This window comes from Microtetraspora malaysiensis, from assembly GCF_001528665.1.
GTDB lineage: Bacteria > Actinomycetota > Actinomycetes > Streptosporangiales > Streptosporangiaceae > Microtetraspora_A > Microtetraspora_A malaysiensis.
The window spans coordinates 1-24,551 of the sequence record NZ_BBYJ01000034.1 but is presented as its reverse complement, the minus strand read 5'-3'; the positions used below and the strand labels follow the sequence as shown (position 1 = coordinate 24,551).

Below are 24,551 nucleotides of genomic sequence, written 5' to 3'. Positions count from 1 at the left end.
CGAGCGGCGGACGGGCCGGGGACCGCCCGTCAGAGGATCACGATGCCGTCGCCGTCCACCCGGAGCGGGAACTCCTTGAGCGGCGCCTCGGCCGGGCCGCGCAGGCAGGCGCCGGTGTCGAGCGCGAACGCGCTCCCGTGGCAGGGGCACTCCACGGCCTTGTCCGCGAACCGGCCGACAGCGCAGCCCTTGTGCGGGCAGACGGCGGTGAACGCCTTGAACACGCCCTCCGCCGGCTGGGTGATCAAGATCTTCCAGTCGCTGATCAGGGTGCCGCCGCCGACCGGGACGTCGGCCACCTTGGCGATGACCTTCCCCTTGATGCCGGGCGGCACCACCGGCTCCGGCGGCACGCCCACGCCGCATCCGGCGAGCGCGACGCCGCACGCGGCGACGCCCGCGGTCCCGAGCACCTGACGGCGCGTGGGCATGGAGGGGGAGGTGCTGGTCATGGTGATTTCCTTCTCGGGATCGGGGTGTGGCTCCAGCCTATGGACGGAAGCCGCTGCCCCCGCATCCGCCCCGGCCGGGGGCGAGACGACACCTGCCGGGGCGGTAACGGTGCTCTCCACGACGACGCCGGGGCCGTTCGACGCCCCGGCGCACGGGTCGCGGTCAGACGCCGAGGATCTTGCGCAGGAAGATGCCGGTGTGGCTCCCCTCGACGTCGGCGACCTCCTCCGGGGTGCCGGTGGCGACGACCGTGCCGCCCCGCGAGCCGCCCTCCGGGCCCATGTCGATGATCCAGTCCGCGGTCTTGATCACGTCCAGGTTGTGCTCGATGACGATGACCGTGTTGCCGTTGTCCACGAGCCGGTTGAGCACGCCGAGCAGCCGCCGGATGTCCTCGAAGTGCAGACCGGTGGTCGGCTCGTCCAGGACGTAGATGGTCCGGCCGGTGGAGCGGCGCTGCAGTTCGGAGGCGAGCTTCACGCGCTGGGCCTCGCCTCCGGAGAGCGTGGTCGCCGGCTGGCCGAGCCGTACGTAGCCGAGGCCGACGTCGTGGAGCGTCTGCAGGTGCCGCCGGATCGCCGGGATGGCCTCGAAGAACCCCAGCGCCTCCTCGATCGGCATGTCCAGGACCTCGGAGATCGTCTTGCCCTTGTAGTGGACCTCCAGGGTCTCCCGGTTGTAGCGCGCGCCGTGGCAGACCTCGCACGGGACGTAGACGTCCGGCAGGAAGTTCATCTCGATCTTGATGGTGCCGTCGCCCGCGCAGGCCTCGCACCGGCCGCCCTTGACGTTGAAGCTGAACCGGCCCGGCAGGTAGCCGCGGATCTTCGCCTCGGTGGTCGCCGCGAACAGCTTGCGCACGTGGTCGAAGACGCCGGTGTAGGTGGCGGGGTTGGAACGCGGCGTGCGTCCGATCGGGGACTGGTCCACGTGCACGACCTTGTCCACCAAGTCGGTGCCGGTCACCCGCGAGTGGCGTCCGGGGACCGTGCGCGCGCCGTTCAGCTCCTTGGCCAGCGCGGCGTACAGGATGTCGTTGACCAGCGTGGACTTGCCGGAGCCCGAGACTCCGGTGACGGCGGTGAAGACGGCGAGCGGGAACTCCACGTCGACGCCCTTGAGGTTGTGCTCGCGGGCGCCCTTGACGACGAGCTGCCGCTTGCGGTCGCGCTTGCGCCGCTTGTCCGGGACCTCGATCGCCCGGCGGCCGGACAGGTAGGCGCCGGTGAGCGACTGCTCGCTGGCGAGCAGCTCCTCGACCGTGCCGGACACGACCACCTGGCCGCCGTGCTCACCCGCGCCGGGGCCGATGTCGACGACCCAGTCGGCCGCCGCGATGGTGTCCTCGTCGTGCTCGACGACGATGAGCGTGTTCCCCATGTCACGGAGCCGGATGAGGGTCTCGAGCAGCCGGTGGTTGTCCCGCTGGTGCAGGCCGATCGACGGCTCGTCCAGCACGTACAGCACGCCGACCAGGCCGGAGCCGATCTGGGTGGCCAGGCGGATGCGCTGCGCCTCGCCGCCGGCGAGCGTGCCCGCGGCCCGGTCGAGGGTGAGGTAGTCGAGGCCGACGTCGAGGAGGAAGCCGAGCCGCGCGTTGATCTCCTTGACCACCCGCTCGGCGATGTGCGCGTCGCGGTCGGACAGCTTCAGGGAGGACAGGAAGGCGGCGCAGTCCGCGATCGACATGGCCGACACCTTCGCGATCGAGGCGTCCTCCACCGTCACGGCCAGGGAGACCGGCTTGAGCCGGAACCCCTTGCAGGTGGGGCAGGGGATCTCCCGCATGAAGCCCTCGAACCGCTCGCGCATCGCGTCGCTCTCGGACTCGGCGTGTCTGCGCTGCACCCACGGGATGACGCCCTCGAAGGTGGTGTAGTAGTCACGCTGCCGGCCGTACCGGTTGCTGTAGCGGATGCGCACCTGCTCGGCGTGGCCGTTCAGGATCGCCTTCTGCGCCTTCTTCGGCAGCCGCTCCCAGGGTGTGTCGAGGTCGAACCCGATCGCGGACCCGAGCGCTTCGAGCAGCCGGACGAAGTAGTCGCTGGTGTGGCCGCCGGACCACGGGCTGATCGCGCCGTCGCCGAGGGCCCGCTCCGGGTCGGGCACGACAAGATCCGGATCGACCTCCATCCGGGTGCCGAGCCCGGTGCACTCGGGGCACGCGCCGAAGGGCGAGTTGAACGAGAACGAGCGCGGCTCCAGCTCCTCGAACGACAGGTCGTCGTAGGGGCAGTACAGGTGCTCGGAGTAGAAGCGCTCGCGGCCCGGGTCGTCCTCGGGCAGATCGACGAAGTCGAGCGTGATCGTGCCACCGGAGAGCTGGAGCGCCGTCTCGATCGAGTCGTTCATCCGGCGGCGCGCGCTCTCCTTGACCGAGAGGCGGTCGACGATGACCTCGATGTCGTGCTTCTCGTACTTCTTGAGCGTGGGCGGCTCCTCCAGGCGGACGATGGTGCCGTCCACCCGGGCCCGGGCGAAGCCCTTGGTCTGCAGCTCGCGGAACAGCTCGGCGTACTCGCCCTTGCGGCCGCGCACGACGGGGGCGAGCACCTGGAACCGGGTGCCCTCCTCCAGCTCCATCACCCGGTCCACGATCTGCTGCGGCATCTGCTTGGCGATCGGCCGGGCGCAGGTGGGGCAGTGCGGCTTGCCGATGCGAGCCCAGAGCAGACGGAGGTAGTCGTAGACCTCGGTGATGGTGCCCACGGTGGAGCGAGGGTTGCGGCTCGTCGACTTCTGGTCGATGGAGACGGCCGGGGACAGCCCCTCGATGAAGTCGACGTCGGGCTTGTCCATCTGCCCGAGGAACTGCCGGGCGTAGGAGGACAGCGACTCGACATAGCGCCGCTGGCCCTCGGCGAAGATGGTGTCGAAGGCCAGGCTGGACTTGCCCGAGCCAGAAAGCCCGGTGAAGACGATCAGAGCGTCTCGCGGGAGGTCGAGCGAGACATCCTTCAAATTGTGCTCACGTGCGCCACGCACGATCAGGCGGTCAGCCACAGCGGTCCCGATAGGTCGTTGGAGTCAACAGAGGTGCACGGGGAGGCTATCTGGAGGCACCGACAATTTCGTGGGGGCCGGAGCAGCCCCCGGTTCGCCGCCGGGCCTCCGCGGACGCTCCGATGGTCGTGTCCCCTGTCTGTCCAGGGTATGGGCTCCTGCGACCGTACGCCCCCGAGTCCGCGATGATGACCTACGCCCGGACCGAGGATGAAGGAGTGGCATGAGCTACACCGGTGACGTGACCAAGGGCGGCCCCGCGGATGTGCGCGAGCTGCCCGGCCTGACCATCTCCAAGATCGAGGTCGGCGACTTCGGCAACAACGCCTATCTGCTGCGCTGCACGGAGACCGGCGAAGGCCTCCTCATCGACGCCGCCGCCGAGCCGCGCCGCCTGCTCGACCTGATCGGAGACCGCCCGATCGGCACCATCGTGACGACCCACCGGCACGGGGATCACTGGATGGCCCTGAAGGAGGTGGCGGCGGCGACCGGGGCGCGGGTGATGGCCCATCCTCTCGACGCGCCGGAGCTGCCGGTCGCCGTGGCCCGTACGGTCGAGCACGGCGACCGGATCACCGTCGGCCGGATCCCGCTCGAGGTCATCCACCTGCGCGGGCACACGCCGGGGTCGATCGCGCTGCTGTACGAAGGCGCGGGCGGCCACCTGTTCACCGGCGACTCGCTGTTCCCCGGCGGGGTCGGCAACACGCAGAAGGACCCCAAGCGGTTCGACCGGCTCTACGCCGACGTCGTCGAGCGGCTCTTCGATCGGCTGCCGGACGGGACCTGGGTCTATCCGGGCCACGGCAGGGACACGACCCTCGGCGCCGAGCGCCCGTCGCTGCCGGAGTGGCGCGCCCGCGGCTGGTGACGGCGGGGATCCGCCGGCCGCCTCAGGCGGGCCCGCCCGCCGAGCGGAGGGCGAACACCTTCAGGATGCGGTCGGCCGCGGCCTCCGGGTCGTCCGCGCTCTCCACGATCTCGCCCCAGGACCACCGGTAGAACCAGCCGTCCGGGGTGGCCACGCAGTCGACGGTCTCGCTGAGCATCGTCGCGCCCGGATCGGTGGCCTTCAGCGAGGGAGGATTTGACCGGAGCGCGACGTCGAGTCCCCTGATCTCCAACACCTCGGCCAGCTTGCCGAGGAAGTACGTCCGGGTGTGCTCACGAGGCGGGGTAGCGGTCATGCCTCATTAAACAAGGTGATCGCTTGGGCCGGAAGCCGGACACGAAAGCGGAGGGGCCCGGATTCACATCCGGGCCCCTCACCATGCGCGTTCCGCGTCACGCGGTCAGCCGACGTGCTCGTGCTCGTGCTCGGAGCGGCGCGCCCGGCGGCGCTCCCACTTGAAGATCAGCACACGCAGCGGGATGGCGGCCACGATGGCGATCTGCATGACCGCGCCCACGGTGATGAGCTGGTCGCCCCCGGCCAGGCCGGACGCCCAGATGCTCAGGCAGGCGACGTTGATCATCATCCAGGCGAGGACGATCGCCGCGACGTTGCCCTTGGGCTTGGGGTACTCGATGCGGCTGACCATGAGCCAGGCGACCGCGAAGATGCCGGCGATCGTCACGTAGTTGGGCTGGAAGAGCAGCACGAGCGACACGACCGTCATGGCGCCCATGGGGATGGGAAGACCCATGAAGTCGCCGCTCTTGGTCTTGACGCAGGCGAAGCGGGCCAGCCGTACGACGCCGGCGAGCAGGACGGACGCGGCCGCGCACAGCACAAGCCACAACGGGAGCCGGCCGGAGAAGCCGCCCCAGATCACGACCATGAAAGCGGGCGCGAAGCCGAAGCTGATCACGTCCGCGAGGTTGTCCAGCTCCGCGCCCATCGCGGACGCGCGGAACTTGCGGGCGACCAGGCCGTCGAACAGGTCGCAGGTCGCGCCGATGAGCAGGAGGACCACGGCGGTGCCGAAGAACCGCGGGTCGGGCTCGAACTTGGCGCCGGACCGTTGCAGAAGGTCGGAGATGGCCGACCACGCCAGGACGCAGACGGCGAGGAATCCGCTGAGCGCGTTGCCGAGCGAGAGGGAGTCCGCGGCGGACAGGCGGAACGCCTTGCCCACGGGGCCGCGAGGCTCCTCCTCCTCCAGCTCGCCAACGGGCCAGCTCTCAGCGCGCAGCTCAGGCGTGGTCAATCCGAGTCACCCCCGCTACCGTCTTCTGGCCGACGCTCACCGCCGGTTCGATGCCCTCGGGCAGGTAGACGTCCACCCGCGAACCGAACCGGATCAGGCCGACCCGCTCGGTCTGCGCCACCTTCGTGCCCGCGGACAGGTACGGCACGATCCGGCGCGCGACCGCGCCCGCGATCTGCACCATCTCGATGTCGCCGAGCGCGGTGTCGAAGTGCCACACGACGCGCTCGTTCTTGTCGCTGTCCTTGTTGAAGGCCGGGACGAACCCGCCGGGCACGTGCTCGACCGAGGTGATCGTGCCGGCCGCAGGCGCGCGGTTGACGTGCACGTTCAGGGGGCTCATGAAGATCGCCACCCGGGTGCGGCCGTCGGGCCACGGGTCGATGCTCTGCACCACCCCGTCGGCCGGCGAGACGATCCGCCCCTCGCCGGGGACACGCTCGGGGTCACGGAAGAACCAGAGCATCGCGCCGGTGAGCGCCGTGAGCGGCACCGCGGCCAGGGCCCACCGGGGGGACTTGCGGACGAGGGCCGTGCTGACGACCGCCGCGGCGACGGTAGGTGCCAGCCACGGCGACACCCCGCGTGCGAGCCGGACCCGGCCTCGGGGATTTTCGGAATCGTTGGACACAGGGAACCTTTGTACTCTTTGCGACAGGGGACCGATATGCGCCTTAACGATCGATATTACCGATCCCGTGGTCATTTGTACGGCACAACGAGACAAGCAAACAGTGTCAGTTCCCGTTGCGCTAGCCCTGTGGGCCCTCAGCGGGGAGTGACTACCTCATCCCGACGAGCCTTGATCAGGCTGACGACCGTCGTCACGGTCATCGTGACGCCGATAACCGCCAGAGACACCCAAATCGGGATCTGCGGCGCCCATGAGACATGACTCTCATGCAACGCCTCGAGAACGAGTTTAACCCCGATGAACCCGAGCACGAACGCGAGACCGTAGCTGAGGTACACCAGGCGCTGCAGCAGACCACCCAGCAGGAAGTACAGCTGACGCAGTCCCATCAGGGCGAACGCGTTCGCGGTGAAGACGATGAACGGGTCCTGGGTGAGGCCGAAGATCGCCGGGATGGAGTCGAGCGCGAACAGCAGGTCGGTGGTGCCGATGGCGATCATCACGATGAGCATCGGGGTGACCAGCCGCTTGCCGTCCACCTTCACCGTCACGCGCGAGCCGACGTAGTCAGGCGTGGTGCGGAAGACCCGGCGGGCGGTGCGCAGCAGGAAGTTCTCGGTGAACTCGTCGTCCTCCTTGTTGTGATCCCGGACCAGCGTGTACGCCGTGTAGATCAGGAAGAGGCCGAAGATGTAGAAGAGCCAGCTGAACTGCGCGAGGGCCGCCGCGCCGAGCGCGATGAACGCCCCCCGCATCACCAGGGCGAGCAGGACGCCGACCAGCAGGACCTTGTGCTGGTAGAACCGCGGCACCGAGAACCGCGACATGATGATGAAGAAGACGAACAGGTTGTCGACACTCAGGCTGTACTCGGTGATGTACCCGGCGAAGAACTCTCCCGACGCCTCGGGACTCCGCAACACGAGAAGGCCGATGCCGAAGAGCACCGCCAACGCCACGTAGAACGCGACCCAGAACGTAGCCTGCCGCATGGAGAACTCGCGGGGTTCACCGCGATCGACGATCCACAGGTCGAAGGCCAGGACGAGGAGCAGCCCGACCACCACTGCGACCCAGATCCACACGGAAACGTTCAAGATCTTTAACCTCCGGCGCGCGCGAAACACACTGCCGGAGTCTCTCCCGCCCGCAGGCAAGCCGGACCGACGGCTCCGGGTGTGCTGACACCGTGATGACGAAACCGCCGCGAAGGGATACTCCCCCCAACGCGCCCAGTATAGGGATCAGGTGGGGACGCTCCTAATCCAACGTTCAAGAAGACCGCATCACCAGGTCAGCGACGACCTGACGGTGCCTTGCCCGGCCGCGGGCCGTCAGAGCGGCCCCCCGGCGGAGTAGGCCCGCAGGGCCGAGGCCAGCGCGTCCGCCTCGTCCGGCAACTCCCGGCCCCGCCGGGCGGACCGCTCCGCGAGGGCCGCGAGCAGCCGCGGGTCTCCGAGCAGCCGGTCGACCTCCGCGCGCATCGCCGCCGCGTCCCCCTCGGGGACCAGAACCGCGGCGTCTCCGACGAGGTCGGGGATGCCGCCGACCCGGGTGGCGACGATCGGCGTCCCGGCCCGCAGCGCCTCCTGGACGGTCAGCGGCTGACCCTCCCAGCGGCTCGGCACCAGCATCACGTCCGCGACCTGGAGCAGGTCCGCCGGGTCGGCCCAGCCATACAGCAGGACGGGCAGCCGCTCGGCGTCGATCCGCTCCCGCATCTCCTCCCGCAGCGGGCCGTCCCCGGCGACCACGAAGAACGGCCGCGCCTCGAACGGCCCGGCGGCCGCATCCAGCAGCGTCTCCAGACCCTTCTGCTGGGCCAGCCTGGCGGTCGTGAGCACGACGGGCCGGTCCGCCGAGAAGCCCGAAGAACCCGCGGCCCGCTCGGCCAGCTCGCGCCGCACATCCTCGGGCGTACGGGCGGGCGGCGTGAGGGGCGGCGCGGGCACCACGGCGGCGGCGACGCGCCGCGCTCCCCTGGCCCGCATCCGCTCGCCGAGATCCGGGGACACGACCAGCACCGCGTCGGCCCGGCGCGCCACGATCCGCTCGAGAACGCCGTAGATGGCGCCGATCGCCCCGCCCGCGGTGACGGCGTTGTGCAGGGTGACCACGAGGCGCGGCCCGCGCCCGGACCCCATCAGCGCGAGCGCGGCGAAGGCGCCCGCCCGCAGCCCGTGCGCGTGCACCACGTCCGCGCCCCTGAGAGCGCCGCGCAGCCGCCGGACGGCCCCGGCATCGGCCAGAGGACGCGGCCGGTCCGCGATCGGCACCTCCGCGAACCGCGCGCCGGCTCCGGTGAAGTCGAAGGCGTCCTCGGTCGCGCGCGGCCCCGCGACCACCACCTGGCGGCCGTCCCCGGCGAGCCGCTCGGCGAGCATCCTCACATGCCGGCCCACGCCTCCCGCGCTGGTCCCCAGCACGAGCGCGATGCGGCGCACGTCGTGATCAGACACCGTCCCCCCTCGTTCCGGCCGCTTCTGTCCCGGCCTCCTCTGTTCCGGCCGCCGCTTTCCGGCGCGGCCTGACCGCCCGCAGGTCCTCGCGATCGAGCAGCGCCGCCACCAGGACCCCCGCGGCGACGGCGGCGGCCCCGGCCAGGATCGCCGCTCCCGCGCCGGCCCACGGCCCACTCCCGTGCACGAGCCGTACGACTCCCGCGCCGGCCAGCCAGCCCGCGACTCCGCCGGCCAGCGCGGCGACCGCGGCCTTGGGTACGCCGCGCAGCGCCTCCCCACCGCGGGCCCGCAACACCGAGACGAGCAGGAGCGCTCCCCCCGCCGTCATGCCGACCGCCTGGCCGAGCGCCAGCCCGGCGAGCTTCCATCCGGCGGGCAGGACGGCCGCGAAGGCGATCTGGGCGGCGATGACGACCAGCCATCCGGCGACGAGGCCGCGCGCGGCCTGCCTGCCCCGGCCGTCCGCGTACAGCACCCGGCTGAGGTGGGCGGTCAGGCCGTAGCCGACCAGTCCCGGCGCGAACAGCGCGACCGCGCGGGCGAACTCGGCGATGTCGACGCGGGAGTCCGCCTGCGCCAGGAAGACCTCCGCGGCGGGAGCGGCGACAGCGGCGAGCGCTCCCGCGGCGAGCCCGGAGACCAGCACCACGGCCCGCGTCGTACGGGCCGACAGCGCGGCGAAGCCCTCCCGGTCGCCGCCGGCCGCCCGGGACGAGAGCACCGGGAACGCGCTCGTCGCGATGGGCACCGCGAGCACGGCGTACGGCACCTGGTAGATCGCCCACGCGTAGCCGTACGCGGTGAGCACGCCGCCCCCGATCCGGTTGGCCACGGGGATCAGGATCGCCGTCGCCGCCTGCTGCGCCACCAGCGCGCCGAGCCCGGCCAGGGCGAGCCCGCGCACCCGCGCGGCGACACCGGGAGGGAAGCGCAGCGTCGGCCGCAGGCGCAGGCCGAGCCGGGAGACCGGCCCGATCACCGTGACGACCAGGGCGAGCACCCCCAGCGAGGTGCCGACGGAGAGCGCGAGCTCGGCCGGGCGCGGCAGCTCGGCCAGGTCGGCGCCGACCCCTCCGAGCGGCACGAACAGCAGGTACGCGACGATCACGACCACGCTGGAGACCAGCGGGGCGACGGCGGGGGCGGAGAAGCGGCGGTGGGCCTGGAGCACGCCGTAAAGCACGACGGCCACGCCGTACAGGGGGATCTGCGGGGCGAAGACGACCAGCATCCGGGTCGCCATCTCGGCCACCTGGCCCGCGTCGCACCCGGGGACCGTCGAGGCGACCAGGCCGACGAGCGGCCCGGCCAGCAGCGCGGTGAGCAGGGCGAACGGCACCAGGAGCACGACCGCCCAGGTCAGCAGCGCCGAGGAGATCCAGCCGACCTCCTCACGCGCCCCCTCGTCGGCGCCCGCCCCCGGGGTGGGGTTTCCGCGTCCGGCGGCCCCGGCCAGGACCGGCACGACCATCCCGGCGAGCGCCCCGCCGACGACGATCTCGAACACGATGTTCGGCACGTTGTTCGCGGTGACGTACGCGGTGGACAGGCAGTTCGTGCCGACGGCGCGGGCGAAGACCAGTTGCTTGGCGAAGCCGGTGGCGCGGGCGAGGATGCTGATCGCCCCGATGAGCACCGCCGCGCCGGCGACGCCCGCGCCCAGACGGCGGGTCATGCGGAGCCGCATCTCACGGGGTCGGGGAGACGACCGCGGGCGGTGGCGGCACGGGACGCCGGCCCAGCATGTCGATGCGGTTGAGCACGGGGTTGGCGGCGATCACCTTGGTGAAGCTCACCTTCTCCGACGCGGCGGTGAGCGCGGCGACCGTGCCGAGCACGGCCAGCCGGCCGGTACGGCCCAGCCGCACCGTGGCGGCGAGCCCGAGCAGCGCGCCGAGCGCGTTCGCCCCGGCGTCGCCCAGCATGGCCCGCTCCCCCAGGTCCTCCGGCAGCAGCGCGGCGGCGGCACCCAGCGGGATCGCGGTCAGCACGGCCGCCGTCGTGTTCCGTGCGGGGACGCCGGTCGGGCGCGTCGCCAGGGAGACCGCGAGCAGCGGCGTCCCGGCCAGGAACGCGACCTTGATGGCCCGCCCCGGCCTGAGGTCGAAGAGGTTCGCCAGATTGGCGCTCCCGGCGATGACGGCGCCGTCGAGCAGCGTGTCCATCGCGCCCGCCGCCGCGCCCGTGGGACGGGCGGCCGGGTCGCGGGCGAGCGCCGCCGCGGCGAGGCCGGTCGCGCCGATCCCGATGATCTTGACGGCTCCGCTCGTCACCTCGCCGCGCGCGAGCGCCGTCAGGTGCCCCTTGAAGCCCTTGGAAGCGGTCGTGCCGAGCACGTCGTCGTACGCGCCGAGGGCGCCGCCGCCGAGACCCGCGAGCAGCGCGGCGGCGCGGAGCCGCGCGGGCAGGCCCGGCGCGAGCGCCGCCGCCGCGCCGGCTCCGGCGACCAGGGCCGGGCCCTCCAGCAGGGTGATCGGCTCGCCTCTGTGGTTGGTCCTCGTCCACGTCTTCTCGTCGCCGATCGGGGGGCGGCGACGGAACGCCGCGTAGGCGACGCGGGCGGCGACCGCTCCTGCGGCCGCGCCCGCGACGGCGGCGGCGAGGGCGCCGATCGCCGATCCGGGACGCGCTCCCGCTGGCGTGCGCCGCAGAGCGCTCACCACCAGACCGGTCCAGGGACGACTGGCCACAGCAGGCTCCTCTTCCTCGGATCTTCCTCGATCGTGCTCGGGACGCGTTGGGTCAGCCGCCGGAGGCCACCGGCTTGGGGGTGGGGCCGACGCCGGGCGACACCGGCGGCGAGAACGCGGTGGTCTCACTGCCGACGCCGTACGCGCCGGAGCGGCCGGCGAGCTGCTCCCGCAGAGCGTAGACGACGGTGATGCGGCCCGCGGGCATATCGATGGTGTCCACCGTCGAGACGTTCGACGCCGCCTCGCCCGCGTCGTGCAGGGCGGCGATCGTGCCGCCCGTGCCGGAGGCGGTGGTGGTGCCGACCAGGACGGCGCCGAGGCCGGCGGAGTCGAGCCCGGCCGTGAGGGCCACGACCGCCGCGGTCTGGCCTTCGGCGGTCTCCCCCTCGTACGGCTGGGTCGGCGCCACCACGATGGCGACGTTCGCCCGCTGCGCCGGGGAGCCCGCCGTAGCCAGGAATCCGCCGGTCTGGAACGCCTCGAGCACGCTCACGGCGGCCGGGTCGTCCCGCCCCGCCTGGCCCCGGTCGCCGGTGACGAGGGCGCCGGCCAGCACCACCGCCGCCTTCTCGTACGGCGTGGCCTCGTCGGGGAACCGCGTGCCGGCGGGGGCGACGGTGCCGGCGAGCTGGTCGACGACATTGGTCTGGTCGGCCTCGAGGAACTTCTCGGTCAGGCTGACCCGTCCGGTGTAGACGGCGCCGGAGTCGCCGAGGACCTTAACGAGGTCGTCGCGCAGGCCGGCCGGGGCCCCGGGGGCCTCGACGAGCACGACCCGCTCGCCGGGGAGCTGGCCGCGGACCAGATCGGCCGTGTGCGCGGTGACGAAGGCGGCGGCGCCCTTCTCCCGCGCCTGCAACGCGGTGATCGTCTCCCGGTTCTCCGTGTTCGCCTGGCGCAGTTGGCCGGTGATCTCCTCCGCCGTCCGGTAGAACGGCGTCTCCAGGACGGTGCTGCCGAGCACGATGCCGACCGTGAGCGCGAGGAAGATCGCCACGATGGAGACGAGATGATAACGGAAATCGATCACGAGAAGAGTCCGACCAGCCAGAAGGTGAAGCCGTTCCACGCCTCGATCAGCCCGTTCAGCCAGATGCGGCCGACGGGCGAGACCGAGAGCACCACACCGATCGTGATCAGCGTGGTGGCGACGAGGAGCAGCAATGACGGCGTGGAGATACGGCTGCGATACAGCCTGCTGACGCCCTTGGCGTCGACGAGCTTGCTGCCCACCCGGAGCCGGGTGAGGAAGGTGCTGGCCATGCCGGACCGCCCCTTGTCGAGGAACTCGACGAGCGTCCAGTGCGTGCCGACGGCGACGATCAGCGACGCCCCCTTGTCGTCGGCGAGCAGCATGGCGATGTCCTCGCTGGTGCCGGTGGCCGGGAACACGACGGCCTGCTGCCCGAGCTGGTGCACGCGCTCAAGACCTGGGGCGCGGCCGTCCCGGTAGGCGTGGACCACCAGTTCAGCGCCGCAGCACAGCGCCTTCTCCGACACCGAGTCGAAGTCGCCGACGATCATGTCGGGCAGGTAGCCGGCCTCCACGAGGGCGTCGGCCCCGCCGTCCACGCCGATGAGCACCGGACGGTACTCCCGGATGTACGGCCGCAGCGTCGCGATGTCTTCCTTGTAGTGGTAGCCCCTGACGACGATGAGGACGTGCCGGCCCTCCATGACGGTGCGGACCTCGGGCACGCCGATGCCGTCGATGAGCAGATCGCGCTCGCGCCGCACGTACTCCATGGTGTTGGCGGCGAACGCCTCGATCTGGACCGACAGCCCGGCCCTGGCCTCCGTCATGGCGGCCTCGACCGACTCGACGGTCTGCACATCGCCCTTGCCCACGAGCTCGTCACAGAGGTGGATCTGTCCCTCATGGACGCGGACGACGTCGCCGTCCTTGATCCGCTCGAACAGCTCGGGGGTGGCGTTGTCGACGACCGCGACACCGGCCTCGACGAGGATCTGCGGCCCGAGGTTGGGGTAGCGCCCGCTGATACCCGCCGCGACATTGACCACCGCGGCCGCGCCACACGCGACAAGGGCCTCCGCGCTCACTCGGTCGACGTCAACGTGATCGATAATCGCGATTTCCCCGGCCTTGAGGCGCTTGGTCAGCCTCTTGGTCCGCCTGTCGATTCTCGCCACTGCCGTCACCCCGGGAAGGTCGTCTGCCTTCCTGCGGCGGAGGCCCGGAACGTTCAAGCTCGGGACCTTCATCGTGACCATCCTGCCAGAGTGGGCGACCAAGATGGTCCCGCAGCTCAGAGCGTGTCAGCTTTGTCACACTGTGTCAGGGTGTGTTCTTGTCCGCCAAAGCGATCGAGAGGAGTTCCTCGGCGTGCGCTCTACCCAGCTCGGAGTCTTCCAGTCCCGCGAGCATCCGGGAGAGCTCGCGGGCCCTGCCCTCCTGGGTCAGCGCGACGACACCGCTGCGCACCACGCTGCCGTCGCTCGCCTTCTCCACGACCAGGTGCTGGTCGGCGAACGCGGCCACCTGGGGCAGGTGGGTGACGACGATGACCTGGGCGTTCCTGGCCAGCCGGGCCAGCCGCCTGCCGATCTCCACCGCGGCCTTGCCGCCGACGCCGGCGTCGACCTCGTCGAAGACGAACGTCGGCACGGGATCCGCTCCGGCGAAGACGACCTCGATGGCCAGCATGACCCGGCTCAACTCGCCTCCGGAGGCGCCCTTGCCCAGCGGCAGGGGCGGCGCCGCCGGATGCGCGGCCAGCCGCAGCTCCACCTCGTCGACGCCGTGCGGCCCGAAGCCGTCGCCGCGTGTCACGGCGACGCTCACCCGGGCGTGCGGCATGGCGAGCGCCGCCAGCTCGGCGGTGACGGCGGCCCCGAACCGCTCGGCCGCGGCCTCCCGGATCGCGGTCAGGTCGGCGGCGAGCTCCTCCATACGCGCGACGAGCTCATCCTGCTCGCGGGTGAGCTCCTCGATCCGTCCGTCGTCGCCGTCCAGCTGACCCAGCCGGGTCGCCGCGTTCCGCGCCCAGTCGAGCACCGCGGCGGCGTCCTCGCCGTACTTGCGGGTCAGCCCCGTCACCAGCGACCTGCGCTCCTGCACGGCCGCGAGGCGGACCGGGTCGGCCTCGACGGACTCGGCGTAGGCGGCCAGCTCGGTCGCCACGTCCGAGATGAGGTATCCGGCCTCGGCCAGCCGGTCGGCGAGCCCGGCGAGCTCCGGGTCGAAGGAGCGCACCGCCTCCACCGCCGCCCGGGCCTGCCCGACCAGGGACACCGCGTCCTGCGCGATCTGCGGGCCGGCCATGGGGTCGCCGAGTAGCGCGGAGTGCGCCGTAGTGGCGGCCGTGCGCAGCGCGTCGGCGTGCGCCAGCCGCTCGGCCTCCTCCCTGAGCTCGGCGTCCTCACCCACCTTGGGGTCGGCCTTCTCGATCTCGTCCAGGCCGAAGCGCAGCACGTCGGCCTCCTGCGCGCGCTCCCTGGCCCGGGTGGTCAGCTCCCGCAGCTCCTCGACGACCTGCCGGTGCCGCCGGTACGCCTGCTCGTACGCGCGCAGCGGCTTGACCAGGTCGTCCCCGGCGTACCGGTCCAGCGCGGCGCGCTGGCGGCCCGGCTGGAGCAGGCGCTGCTGGTCCATCTGGCCGTGCACGGCCACGAGGTCGTCGGCGATGTAGGTGAGCGTCCCGACCGGGACGGTGCGCCCGCCCAGCCAGGCGCGGGATCGCCCCTCGGCGGAGACCGTCCTTGAGATGATCAGCTCGCCGTCCTCGACCTCGCCTCCGAGGTCGTGCACCTGCTGGGCCACCTTGCCGTCGGTGGCGACGATCAGGGTGCCCTCGACCGTCGCCCGGTCCGCCCCGGGACGGACCCGCGCCGGGTCGGCCCGGCCGCCGAACAGCAGGCCGAGCCCGGTGACGACCATCGTCTTGCCCGCGCCCGTCTCACCGGTCACCACAGTGAACCCCGGTGACAGCTCCAGTACGGCCTCGTCGATCACGCCGAGCCCCTGGATCCGGACCTCCTCGACCCGTGGCCGCACTGGTCCCCTCCCGTTTCGCCGACAGATCTCGCCCAGAGATCCTACGCACAAATCGCCAAGATTTTCGAGGAAGGAGGGTGTCAGGGGGAGCGGACGCGCCCGCGCCAGCCCTCCACCGGCAGGCCGAACTTGGCGACCAGGCGGTCGGTGAACGGCGCTCCGGTCGTCTCCACGCCCAGCAGCCGGGCCAGCCGTACGGGGACGGTTCCCCGGCGCACCTCCACCCGGGCTCCGGGCGGGACGTCGAAGCGGCGCCTACCGTCGCACCACAGCACCCCCGCGCTGGTCTCGGGCACGATCTCCATGGCGAGCGTGGAACGCGGTGAGACCACCATCGGCCGCGCGAACAGGGCGTGCGCGCTGATCGGCACCATCAGCAGCGCCTCCACCTCCGGCCACACGACCGGCCCCCCGGCGGAGAACGCGTACGCCGTGGAGCCGGTCGGCGTCGCGCAGATCACCCCGTCGCACCCCCAGCGCGACAGCGGACGGCCGTCGATCTCGGCGACGAGTTCGAGCATCCGGTCGACCTTCTCGACCGTGGCCTCGTTCAGCGCCCACGTGTCCGCGAGCGTGGAGCCGTTCAGCCGGATGGCGACCTCGACCGTCATCCGCTCCTCGACCTCGTAGCGGCCGTCAACCACGCGGTCCACGGCGGCGCCGAGGTCAGCGACCTCGGCCTCGGCGAGGAACCCGACGTGCCCGAGGTTGACCCCGAGCAGCGGGACCGCGGCCGGGCGGGCCATCTCGGCCGCGCGCAGCAGCGTGCCGTCGCCCCCGAGCACCATCATCAGCTCGCACTCGTGGAGCGAGGTGGGGGTGGCGGACACGACGTCGACGCCGGGGCAGGCGATCTCCTCCGCCTCAACGTCGAACACGCGTACGCGCAGCCCGGCGCCGAGCAACCGGTGGATCACCAGCCTGGCGCTGTCGACGGCTTGCTCCCGGCCCGTGTGGGCGGTGACCATGACGGTCCGCGTGGGGGCCTTCTCTGTCGTCACTGCGGCCCTTCCGCCACTGCCCGCTCGATGGCCGCGTCCAGGTCGGCCACCGACTCGTGTCCCGGCCCCTTGCCCAGCCAGATGACGTACTCCACGTTGCCGGACGGGCCGGGCAGGGGGCTCGCGGTGACGCCCTTCACGACCAGGCCCAGCTCCAGCGCGGCCATGGCGACGTCCCGGACGGACCCGGCGCGCAGCGCCGGATCGCGGACCACGCCGCCCGCTCCGACGCGCTCCTTCCCCACCTCGAACTGCGGCTTGACCAGCAGCGCGAACTCGGCCACCTCGGCGGCGCAGGCGGTCAACGCGGGCAGGACCAAGCGAAGCGAGATGAACGACAGGTCGCCCACGACCAGGGTCGGCGGTTCTCCCACCATGTCGGAGGTGAGGTCGCGGACGTTGACCCGCTCCATCACGGTGACGCGCTCGTCCGTACGCAGGGACCAGGCGAGCTGGCCGTACCCGACGTCCACCGCGAGCACATGGGCGGCGCCGTGCCGCAGCAGCACGTCGGTGAACCCGCCGGTGGAGGCGCCGGCGTCCAGGCAGCGGCGTCCCTCGACCTTGAGCCCCTCGAAGGCGGCCAGCGCGCCGAGCAGCTTGTGCGCGCCACGCGAGACGTAGTCGGGTCCCGAGACGTCCTCGGCCACCACGATGGCGGCGGCGGTGTCCACCTGGGTCGCCGACTTGGCCGCCGTACGGCCGCCCACCGACACCCGGCCCGCCTCGATGAGCTGCGCTGCCTGCTCCCGCGAGCGGGCCAGCCCGCGACGGACCAGTTCGCTGTCCAGACGCACCCGCTTCATCGGCCCCACCAGCCCATAAGAAACATCTCCGACACACCACGCCCGCAGGCGGGCCCACAACGGGAAGCTGGGCGGGACGCGACGCAGGAGGCCGACGCCGCCTCTTGTGATCGGCGGTTCACCTGCGCGGCTCTCCGGTGGGCTCGTCCACGGACGCGAGCGCGCCCTCCAGGCACGTCAGCGCCTCCTCGAACACGCCGACGTGCTCGGCGACGGGCAGGTCCCCGAGCCGCCGGAGCGCGGACAGCGCCCCCTGGACAGCCTCGTCGCCCCCACGCGGCGTCGGCTGCCCCTCCGACGGCTCTGCGCCGGTCTCGGTCATTCGTCCCCTCCGATGGATCCGGCCTGCGCCGATCCTGGTCGTGCTGGATGGTTCCCCGTGCGCCATCGCGGCCGCCCGTCCGGTTCCGCGCCGTGACGGCGGGCACGCCTGACGCTCGTCAGTCCGACCGTAGCGGACTCCGTCCGGCACAGCCTCGTGGTGGGCGCCTCGCCGGGTGCCACCCGGCGGCTCTCCCACGCGGGCCCGGAAATCACGGTTCCGGTGATTGGGACGCGATGCGTACAGCGCGGTCCTGTCGGCCGGGTACGGTCCGTACAGCGCGGCGGGCGCGCCACCCCGGCAGGGGCGGCGCGCTCGGTGCACGGCACGGCCCCACGGCGAGAACGGGGCGGCCGTGGTGAGGGCATCGGCCGGTCGCACATAGCCTGGCAGAGCCTCGACCACCATGCGGCCCCCTTGTCGCTGATCCTCCGGTACGTGTCACATTTCGCGCAGCGCTCATGAAGAACGCTACCGTCCGTAGGTACAGAGGCATCTGATCGGCCGTGGGAAGAGAGGCATACGCATGGCGACCGTCGAGGAATGCCGGGCGGCGCTCGAGAAACTCGTCGAGCAGTTCGATGAGATCAGCGACGAGGACCGTGCCAGGCACGTCGTCGAGCGCAGGCTTACCTGCCATATCTCCGACCTCGGCATGACCTTCTACGGCCGGATCCACCGGTCGGGGCTGGACCCGTTCACCGACGCCCCTCCTCAGGACGGCCGGCCCAGCGAGGTCAAGATCACAATCGCCAGCTCGGACCTGATCTCCATGGTCAACGGCGAACTCGACATGGGCCGCGCGCTCTTCGGCGGCCGGGTCAAGATCGACGCCAGCCTCGGCGACCTCTTGCGGCTCCGCAAGCTTCTCTGACGTCACCGCGGATGCCCGCTCCGACGGTTCCCTCCCCTCCCTGAGGCTCCCTCGGCCAGGCGTGACGATCGTCGCCCGCCCGGCCGAGGTTCGCGGTTATCGTGTCAGCGACCCGAGGGCCGCGAGGACCGGCTTCACCGCGTCCTCGTCCACCCTGCCGTCGCCGGCCGCATCCCATGCCGCCGCGCACGCCGCGCGCAGCGCGTCGATCGGCTCACCGCCGCCGGACAGGTCGAGCCGGCCGCTTTCGCAGCGGGCCGTCCACCCTCCGCATTCCCATCCGCCGGAGCCGCGCCGTACGCGGGCCGGGGGCTCGTGCAGCCCGGACAGGTCCGCCGCCACATGCGTGGGCCGATGCTCTGGCGGCGCGGTGAGCAGGTCCAGCGGCCCCGTCACACCGGTCAGGACGAGCAGGCTGTCCACGCCCGCCCGGGTCGCGCCTTCGATATCGGTGTCGAGCCGATCGCCCACGATCAGTGGCCGCTCCGCCCCCGTTCGGATGATCGACTCTCGATGCAGCGGCGGCTCGGGCTTGCCCGCGACGACCGGCTCGACGCCGGCCGCGGTGGCGATCACCCTGCTCATCGAGCCGTTACCCGGCAGTTCGCCCCGATTGGTCGGCATCGTCGTGTCCCCGTTCGCCGCGACGAACCAGGCCCCCGCCCGTACGGCGAGCGTCCCCTCGCAGAGCAGGCCGTAGGACAGGCCGTCCCAGATGCCCTGGACGACAGCGACGGGACCGTCCAGCGCGGTGGTCACGGGACGCAGCCCGTACGCCCGCACCGCACCGCGCAGCCCCATGCCGCCGACGACCAGCACGGGAGATCCGGCCGGGAACCGCTCGGCCACCAGCCGGGCGGCCGCCTGGGCGGACGTCACCACGTCGTCGGAGGTCGCCGGGATGCCGAGACCGGTGAGATGCTCGGCGATCGCGCCCGGCGTCCGGGAGGCGTTGTTCGTGACGAAGGCGAGCCGTCCCCCGCGCTCCCGCGCCTCGGCGAGGGCTTCGGGAGCGTTCCGGACGGCATGGCGGCCGAGGTAGACGACACCGTCCAGGTCGAGCAGGAGAGTGTCGTACGCCTCGAGCAGGCTTGCCGGCATGTCGGGACTCACGCCTCCCTCGACCGCAGGGTGGCCCGCACCTGGGTCAGCGCGGAGACGTAGTGTCGCAGATCGGGACGCATGGCCACGGCGACGGCCAGCGGCTCCTGAGCTCCCTCGATGTCACCAGTGCGCCACAATGCCATGCCCAGCCCGTAGTAGGCGTAGTCCTCGGCCGGGTTGGCGTCCACGATCCAGCGGAAACTGCCGATCGCGTCGACGTACCTGCGGGAGTTGAACTGCGCCCGTGCCAGCGCCTCACGAATGCTGCGGGAATCGGGCTCCACCTGAGCCGCACGTTCCAGGAGTGCCGCCGCGGCGGCCGGACTGCCCTCCTCCAGGAGCTTGACACCACGCTGGAACCACTCGTAAACACCTCCAGCCGGGCCGTTCTGCTGGTCATCCGATGGTCCGTGTCGTCCCTGGATCATTCTGTGGGGCCTCCTGCAATGCGAATTCCTGACCAACGGGCCACCGCAGCCTCGGGAAGACTGGGCATTTATGGCAACATGCCCGGTATGGAGACTTCTGAACGGCCGGCCCTGGTGCTGCGTCCGTTCCGCGGTGTGCGCTTCACGGTGGACGATCTCGCTGCGGTGACCTCGCCGCCGTACGACCTCGTCTCCCCCGATGACGCTCAGGATCTGCTCGACGTCCACCCCAACAACGTGGTGCGCCTGATCCTTCCCGGTGTGAGCCACTACGCGGACGCGCGAGCCGAACTGGACGAGTGGTTGTCGTCCGGGGCCCTCACCGTGGACCCGCTGCCCGCGCTCTACGTGTACGAGCAGAGTGGAGCCGGGATCCTCCAACGCGGCCTGATCGGCGCCCTGGGGGTGGGCTCCCCCTCGGTGCTGCCGCATGAGGACGTCATGCCGGGCCTGATCGCCGACCGCCTGGCGTTGATGCGGACGACGGAGGCGAACCTCGAACCGATCTTCCTGCTGTACGAGGGCGGGGGGGCCGCGTCGCGGCTGGTGGACGAGGTCGCCGCGCTGCGCGTCCCGATCCTCGACGTCCAGACGGACGACGGATTCCGTCACCGCCTCTGGCCGGTGACCGACCCGGTGGAGATCGCGGCGATCGGCGAAGACCTGCGAGACCGGCAGGCGCTGATCGCGGACGGACACCACCGCTACTCCACGTACCAGAAGCTGTGCGAGGAGCACGAGGAGTCCGGCCCATGGGACTACGGGCTGGCGCTCCTGGTGGACTCCACGGTCTACCCACCCGATCTGAAGGCCATCCACCGGGTGATCCCCGGCCTGGCGCTGTCGGAGGCGGCGGCGCGGGCCAAGGGAGCCTGGCAGGTGCAGGAGTTCGTCTCGCTCGACGACGCGCTGTCCGGGCTCGCCACGGCGACGGGGCCGGCGTTCGTGCTCGCCGGAGACGGCCACGCGCACCTGCTGACCAACCCCGACCCGTTGCAGGTCGAACACGCGATGCCGCCCGAGCGGTCCGCCCGCTGGCGGGCGCTGGACACATCGATCCTCGCCGAGTTTCTCCTGCCCAAGGTCTGGGGCATCTCCGACAACGAGCGCCAGGTGCTGGTGGTCCATCACGACCCCTATGCCGCCGTACGGCTCGCGTGCCAGTTGTCCGGGACCGCCGTCCTGCTCAATCCGCTGGCGACCGAGGACGCGCTGGCCGTGGCCGCCCAGGGTGAGCGCGTCCCCCGGAAGTCCACCTCGTTCAGCCCCAAGCCCCGAACCGGACTCGTCATGCGCCTCTTCGCCGTGGAGTGACCTTTCTCCGCGACGGCCTCGACCTCCGGACGCGTCTCCACCGCGGGTACGTCTCCAGCATCGGCCGGTGTCGCAGATGGGGCGGCAGTTGCCGCGAAGGACGCCGGTGACGCCGACGGGGAAGAAGGACCGACCGGAGACAGCGTGTCGGGCGGCGGGGCCGCAGGGCGGTCGTCCGCTCCAGACGTCTCCCCGGCGCGCTCAGCCGCGCCGAGCTCATCGTTGCCGGCGCGCGCTCTCCGGGCAGAACGGCGTTCGACCAGGCGCGCCGTACAGACCTCGATCTCGTAGCGACTGCCACCATGCCACCAGCGGCGGCGCACCGCGCCCTCGACCTCGACGATGTCGTCGAGGCGCCAGCCGGACACGATCGCGCGGACGTCGTCCTCGAACGTCACGCACTCGATGGCGTCGGCGCGCTGACTGCCCGGATGGTCATCGGGCCTCCGGACCGCGAGCCGCCAGCGCGTGAGCACGACCCCACTGGGCAGCTCCCGATGCTCGGGCACCATGGACAGCCGTCCGCGCAGGAACACAGAGTTCAGATGCATGTGATCTCTCCCCTCTCGTCGAGAGACCACTGTCCTTCACTAGGCTGAAGGAGCTTTGCCCGAACCAGATTCTGGGGATATTGGGGTGACTGTGGACAACGTGACACCGCTGGGCGCGGACGTCTACGAGATCGACACGAGGATGGCGGGATATTCCGGCATCACCGCCGGTTATCTGATCCTGGGCGACCGGCCCTGTCTGGTGGAGACCGGAACCTCCACCTCAGCGCCGATCGTCAGGGACGCGCTGACGTCACTCGGCGTCGGCCCCGACGACCTGGCCACCGTCGTCGTGACGCACATCCATCTGGACCACGCGGGCGGTGTCGGAGACATCTCCCGCTTCTATCCCTCGGCCGAAATCGTCGTACACGAGAAGGGCGCCCGGCACCTCGCCGACCCGTCGCGGCTCATGGCGAGCGCGAAGATGGTGTGGGGCGACAAGCTGGACGTGCTCTTCGGCACCCTGGCGCCCACCGACGCGGCCCGGATCCGGGCGCTCGGCGACACCGGCAGCATCGACCTGGGTAACGGGCGGACGCTGTCGAGCCACTACTCCCCGGGCCACGCCAAGCACCACGTCGGTCTGCTCGACTCGCTCAGCGGCGACCTCTACGTCGGTGACGCCGCCGGTGTCTACCTGCCCGAGACGGGCGACCTCCGCCCCGCCACTCCGCCGCCGGACTTCGACCTCGGGGTCGCGCTCGACTCGATCGCCCTGTTCGAGGCACTTGGTCCGCAGCGGCTGCTCTTCAGCCACTACGGACCGGTGTCGAACGTGACGGAAACCCTTGAACGGTCGGCGGAGGAACTCCGCGTATGGGTGGACCTCACCCGCCAGGCCCGATCAGAAGGTCTCGACCTGGATCACGCGGTCGCGATGGTCCGCGAGCGGACGCACGAGCGGTACGCCGCCCTGCGGGGAGACGAGGCGACCGCCGAGCAGTTCGAGCTGCTCAGCGGCGCTCCGTCCAACGTCGCGGGCATCATTCACTGGCTGGACCGCACGTCAGGCTGATCTCCCGGCGCGTGCCGTACCCCGTACGGTCCGGGACAGGCACGCGAGCTCGAGACCGATACGCGTACGGAAAAGGGCGGTGCCACCAGATCCGGTGGCACCGCCCTTCAGCATGTATCCGTCAGGACGCCGGCTTGTCCCGGTCCTCCGGGCCATCCAGGACGTCACCGAAGTGCGGTTCGATGAAGGCCGGCCCCAGAGCGCCCGCCTCCCCCTTGGCCGCCTCCTCATTCTCCTCATCGGAGACGGCGTCGCCCTTCTCCTCAGCGGAGACCGCGTCGCCCTCCTCGGCGACCGGTGCGGCGGAGGGCTCCGGAGCGGCCGCTTCCAGCGCCGGCTCGCTCTCGTCCCCTGCCTCCGCGTCACCGGAGACCTCATCCTCGCCGGACGGGAGCTCCTCGGCGACCTTCTCTGCCACGGCAGCATCGTCGGAGTCGCCGGAATCGTCGAGGTCGTAGTCCTCTTCGAGGTCCTCGATGACGCCACCGGTCAGCTGGGCATAGCGCTCGGCCGCGTCGGTCTCGCCGTCCTCGTCGAACGCCATCGCCTTGGCGAACCAGTCAGCAGCGGCGGCGTGGTGACCGGCGTCGGCGAGCGCGTCCGCGTACGCGAACGCGAGCCGGGCCGACCACGGCCGCGGCTGCGGATCGCGCAGCTCCGGCACCCGCTGAAGCGTGATCACCGCGGCGTCGTGCTGGCCGAGATCACGGCGCGCGCCGGACTCGACGATCGCCAGCTCGATCTTCCCGGCCCGGTCCAGTCGCTCGGCCTCGCGGGAGCGGACCAGATCCAGAGCACGTTCCGGTCGGCCGAGGCCCCGCTCGCAGTCCGCCATGATCGGCAGGTACTCGTCCGAACCCGTCAGCCGCCGCGCGGCCCGGAGGTCGCCGAGCGCTTCGGCGTACTGACCCGCGTGGTAGGCCGCGATCCCGACCGCCTCGCGCACCACGCCGATCCGGCCGGCGAAACGGCGTGCGACCTTCGCGTGCTCGTACGCCCGCTCGGGCTCCTCCTCGCTCAGCGCGCGGGCGGCCGCCACCAGGTGGCTGGCCACCAGCTTGGCCAGGTCGTTCGGCAGCGACCTCAGCTCAGCGCGTGCCTCGCCGTCCAGCTCGTCCGGCGTGATGTCGGGCGGCAGCTCGGGCAGCTTCTCGCGCTCAGTGGGCTCGGCCTCCTGCCCGTATCGGGTGCGGCTCCCGCCCGAGAAATCATCGCGGCTGAACGGCCTGGGCCCGCCGCGGTCCTCGCGCGGGCGGTCGCGGAAACCGGCCTCGCCGTCACGCTCCCGGAACGGGCGCCCACCGCGCTCATCGTTCCGCTGGAAACGTCCACCCGACGGGCGCGAATCCGCGTCGCGGTCCCGGGAACCGTAACGGCCGCCGAAGCCGCCGCCCTCACGCCGCGGACCACGATCATCACGATCACGGAAACCACGAGCAGAATCCCGGTCGCCGTAGGAACGCTGCGGCCGGTCACCACGCGCCGCGTCCCGGTCCCCGTACGAACGCTGCGGCCGGTCACCACGCGCCGCATCCCGATCCCCATAGGAACGCTGCGGACGATCGTTGTCCCGGTCCCCATAGGAACGCTGCGGACGATCGTTGTCCCGATCACCATAGGAACGCTGCGGCCGGTCACCGAAGGACCGCTGACCACGGTCGTCCCGGGAGCCGTAACGGCCGCCGAAGCCGCCGCCCTCACGCCGCGGACCACGATCATC

23 protein-coding genes and 1 pseudogene are annotated in these 24,551 nt (G+C 71.6%); 5 read left to right on the top strand and 19 right to left on the bottom strand.

What is annotated here, in order from left to right; translation table 11 throughout:
- Window positions 1-29: 29 nt before the first annotated feature.
- Window positions 30-452: a Rieske (2Fe-2S) protein gene (locus AWQ71_RS34550; RefSeq protein ID WP_084259624.1), complete on the bottom strand. Its 423-nt coding sequence runs from the start codon at window positions 450-452 to the stop codon at window positions 30-32.
- A 163-nt stretch (window positions 453-615) separates the two neighbouring features.
- On the bottom strand, window positions 616-3,456 hold the full coding sequence (uvrA, locus tag AWQ71_RS34545) for an excinuclease ABC subunit UvrA (protein WP_067141777.1): 2,841 nt from the start codon (window positions 3,454-3,456) through the stop codon (window positions 616-618).
- Between the two features lie 223 nt (window positions 3,457-3,679).
- Between uvrA and AWQ71_RS34540 the strand changes: the two genes are divergently transcribed.
- Entirely contained in the window at window positions 3,680-4,330 is a 651-nt protein-coding gene (locus AWQ71_RS34540; protein ID WP_067141774.1) for an MBL fold metallo-hydrolase, read from the top strand.
- A 22-nt stretch (window positions 4,331-4,352) separates the two neighbouring features.
- Here AWQ71_RS34540 and AWQ71_RS34535 read toward each other — a convergent pair whose 3' ends face one another.
- The 13 genes from AWQ71_RS34535 to AWQ71_RS34475 form a co-directional block, all read right to left on the bottom strand.
- Window positions 4,353-4,646, bottom strand: coding sequence for a hypothetical protein (locus AWQ71_RS34535; RefSeq protein WP_067141770.1), 294 nt, complete (start codon window positions 4,644-4,646; stop codon window positions 4,353-4,355).
- Between the two features lie 105 nt (window positions 4,647-4,751).
- The gene (gene pssA / locus AWQ71_RS34530; protein ID WP_067141768.1) at window positions 4,752-5,609 is read right to left on the bottom strand and encodes a CDP-diacylglycerol--serine O-phosphatidyltransferase; all 858 of its coding nucleotides are present in this window, start codon (window positions 5,607-5,609) and stop codon (window positions 4,752-4,754) included.
- Window positions 5,596-6,240 (bottom strand): phosphatidylserine decarboxylase, encoded by a 645-nt coding sequence (locus AWQ71_RS34525; RefSeq protein ID WP_067141765.1) that lies wholly within the window; start codon window positions 6,238-6,240, stop codon window positions 5,596-5,598. Before AWQ71_RS34525 ends, pssA begins: the two co-directional genes overlap by 14 nt.
- Before the next feature lie 137 nt (window positions 6,241-6,377).
- Window positions 6,378-7,340, bottom strand: coding sequence for a TerC/Alx family metal homeostasis membrane protein (locus AWQ71_RS34520; protein ID WP_067141762.1), 963 nt, complete (start codon window positions 7,338-7,340; stop codon window positions 6,378-6,380).
- A 237-nt stretch (window positions 7,341-7,577) separates the two neighbouring features.
- Window positions 7,578-8,702: a glycosyltransferase family 4 protein gene (locus tag AWQ71_RS34515; protein ID WP_067141760.1), complete on the bottom strand. Its 1,125-nt coding sequence runs from the start codon at window positions 8,700-8,702 to the stop codon at window positions 7,578-7,580.
- The gene (gene murJ / locus AWQ71_RS34510; RefSeq protein WP_157570754.1) at window positions 8,695-10,380 is read right to left on the bottom strand and encodes a murein biosynthesis integral membrane protein MurJ; all 1,686 of its coding nucleotides are present in this window, start codon (window positions 10,378-10,380) and stop codon (window positions 8,695-8,697) included. The genes AWQ71_RS34515 and murJ overlap by 8 nt, the downstream gene beginning before the upstream one ends.
- 13 nt (window positions 10,381-10,393) lie before the next feature.
- Window positions 10,394-11,356: a hypothetical protein gene (locus tag AWQ71_RS34505; protein WP_439650386.1), complete on the bottom strand. Its 963-nt coding sequence runs from the start codon at window positions 11,354-11,356 to the stop codon at window positions 10,394-10,396.
- Window positions 11,357-11,447: 91 nt separating this feature from the next.
- On the bottom strand, window positions 11,448-12,428 hold the full coding sequence (locus tag AWQ71_RS34500; protein WP_067141754.1) for a copper transporter: 981 nt from the start codon (window positions 12,426-12,428) through the stop codon (window positions 11,448-11,450).
- Complete coding sequence (gene steA, locus AWQ71_RS34495; RefSeq protein ID WP_067141751.1) at window positions 12,425-13,621, bottom strand: putative cytokinetic ring protein SteA; 1,197 nt, start codon at window positions 13,619-13,621, stop codon at window positions 12,425-12,427. Before steA ends, AWQ71_RS34500 begins: the two co-directional genes overlap by 4 nt.
- Window positions 13,622-13,694: 73 nt before the next feature.
- Window positions 13,695-15,413, bottom strand: coding sequence for a DNA repair protein RecN (gene recN / locus AWQ71_RS34490; protein WP_067141748.1), 1,719 nt, complete (start codon window positions 15,411-15,413; stop codon window positions 13,695-13,697).
- 80 nt (window positions 15,414-15,493) lie between these two features.
- Window positions 15,494-16,414 carry an NAD kinase gene (locus tag AWQ71_RS34485; protein WP_281196437.1) on the bottom strand — a complete coding sequence of 307 codons (921 nt, stop codon included), beginning with the start codon at window positions 16,412-16,414 and terminating at the stop codon, window positions 15,494-15,496.
- Entirely contained in the window at window positions 16,411-17,220 is an 810-nt protein-coding gene (locus tag AWQ71_RS34480; protein WP_067141744.1) for a TlyA family RNA methyltransferase, read from the bottom strand. The genes AWQ71_RS34485 and AWQ71_RS34480 overlap by 4 nt, the downstream gene beginning before the upstream one ends.
- A gap of 118 nt (window positions 17,221-17,338) precedes the next feature.
- A complete protein-coding gene (locus AWQ71_RS34475) occupies window positions 17,339-17,542 on the bottom strand; it encodes a hypothetical protein (RefSeq protein WP_067141741.1) in 204 nt (67 codons plus the stop codon).
- Between the two features lie 526 nt (window positions 17,543-18,068).
- On the opposite strand from AWQ71_RS34475, the gene AWQ71_RS34470 reads away from it, so the two are divergent.
- Window positions 18,069-18,416 carry an SCP2 sterol-binding domain-containing protein gene (locus tag AWQ71_RS34470; RefSeq protein ID WP_067141738.1) on the top strand — a complete coding sequence of 116 codons (348 nt, stop codon included), beginning with the start codon at window positions 18,069-18,071 and terminating at the stop codon, window positions 18,414-18,416.
- Between the two features lie 96 nt (window positions 18,417-18,512).
- On the opposite strand, the gene AWQ71_RS34465 is transcribed toward AWQ71_RS34470, so the two are convergent.
- Window positions 18,513-19,517, bottom strand: a complete 1,005-nt coding sequence (locus tag AWQ71_RS34465) for an HAD-IIA family hydrolase (RefSeq protein ID WP_067141734.1) — start codon at window positions 19,515-19,517, stop codon at window positions 18,513-18,515.
- A gap of 8 nt (window positions 19,518-19,525) precedes the next feature.
- Window positions 19,526-19,948: a tetratricopeptide repeat protein gene (locus tag AWQ71_RS34460; protein ID WP_067141731.1), complete on the bottom strand. Its 423-nt coding sequence runs from the start codon at window positions 19,946-19,948 to the stop codon at window positions 19,526-19,528.
- 87 nt (window positions 19,949-20,035) lie between these two features.
- On the opposite strand from AWQ71_RS34460, the gene AWQ71_RS34455 reads away from it, so the two are divergent.
- Window positions 20,036-21,262 (top strand): DUF1015 family protein, encoded by a 1,227-nt coding sequence (locus AWQ71_RS34455; protein WP_245658765.1) that lies wholly within the window; start codon window positions 20,036-20,038, stop codon window positions 21,260-21,262.
- Between the two features lie 284 nt (window positions 21,263-21,546).
- On the opposite strand, the pseudogene AWQ71_RS44745 reads toward AWQ71_RS34455, so the two are convergent.
- Window positions 21,547-21,813: pseudogene (locus AWQ71_RS44745) on the bottom strand (single-stranded DNA-binding protein); the annotation flags it as partial.
- A 91-nt stretch (window positions 21,814-21,904) separates the two neighbouring features.
- Here AWQ71_RS44745 and AWQ71_RS34450 point away from each other — a divergent pair.
- Window positions 21,905-22,831 (top strand): MBL fold metallo-hydrolase, encoded by a 927-nt coding sequence (locus AWQ71_RS34450; RefSeq protein WP_067141934.1) that lies wholly within the window; start codon window positions 21,905-21,907, stop codon window positions 22,829-22,831.
- A 121-nt stretch (window positions 22,832-22,952) separates the two neighbouring features.
- Here AWQ71_RS34450 and AWQ71_RS34445 read toward each other — a convergent pair whose 3' ends face one another.
- Window positions 22,953-23,885, bottom strand: coding sequence for a hypothetical protein (locus AWQ71_RS34445; RefSeq protein ID WP_245658764.1), 933 nt, complete (start codon window positions 23,883-23,885; stop codon window positions 22,953-22,955).
- On the opposite strand from AWQ71_RS34445, the gene AWQ71_RS42895 reads away from it, so the two are divergent.
- On the top strand, window positions 23,874-24,551 hold a 678-nt coding region (locus tag AWQ71_RS42895), incomplete at its 3' end, for a hypothetical protein (protein WP_218002089.1). The genes AWQ71_RS34445 and AWQ71_RS42895 overlap by 12 nt on opposite strands.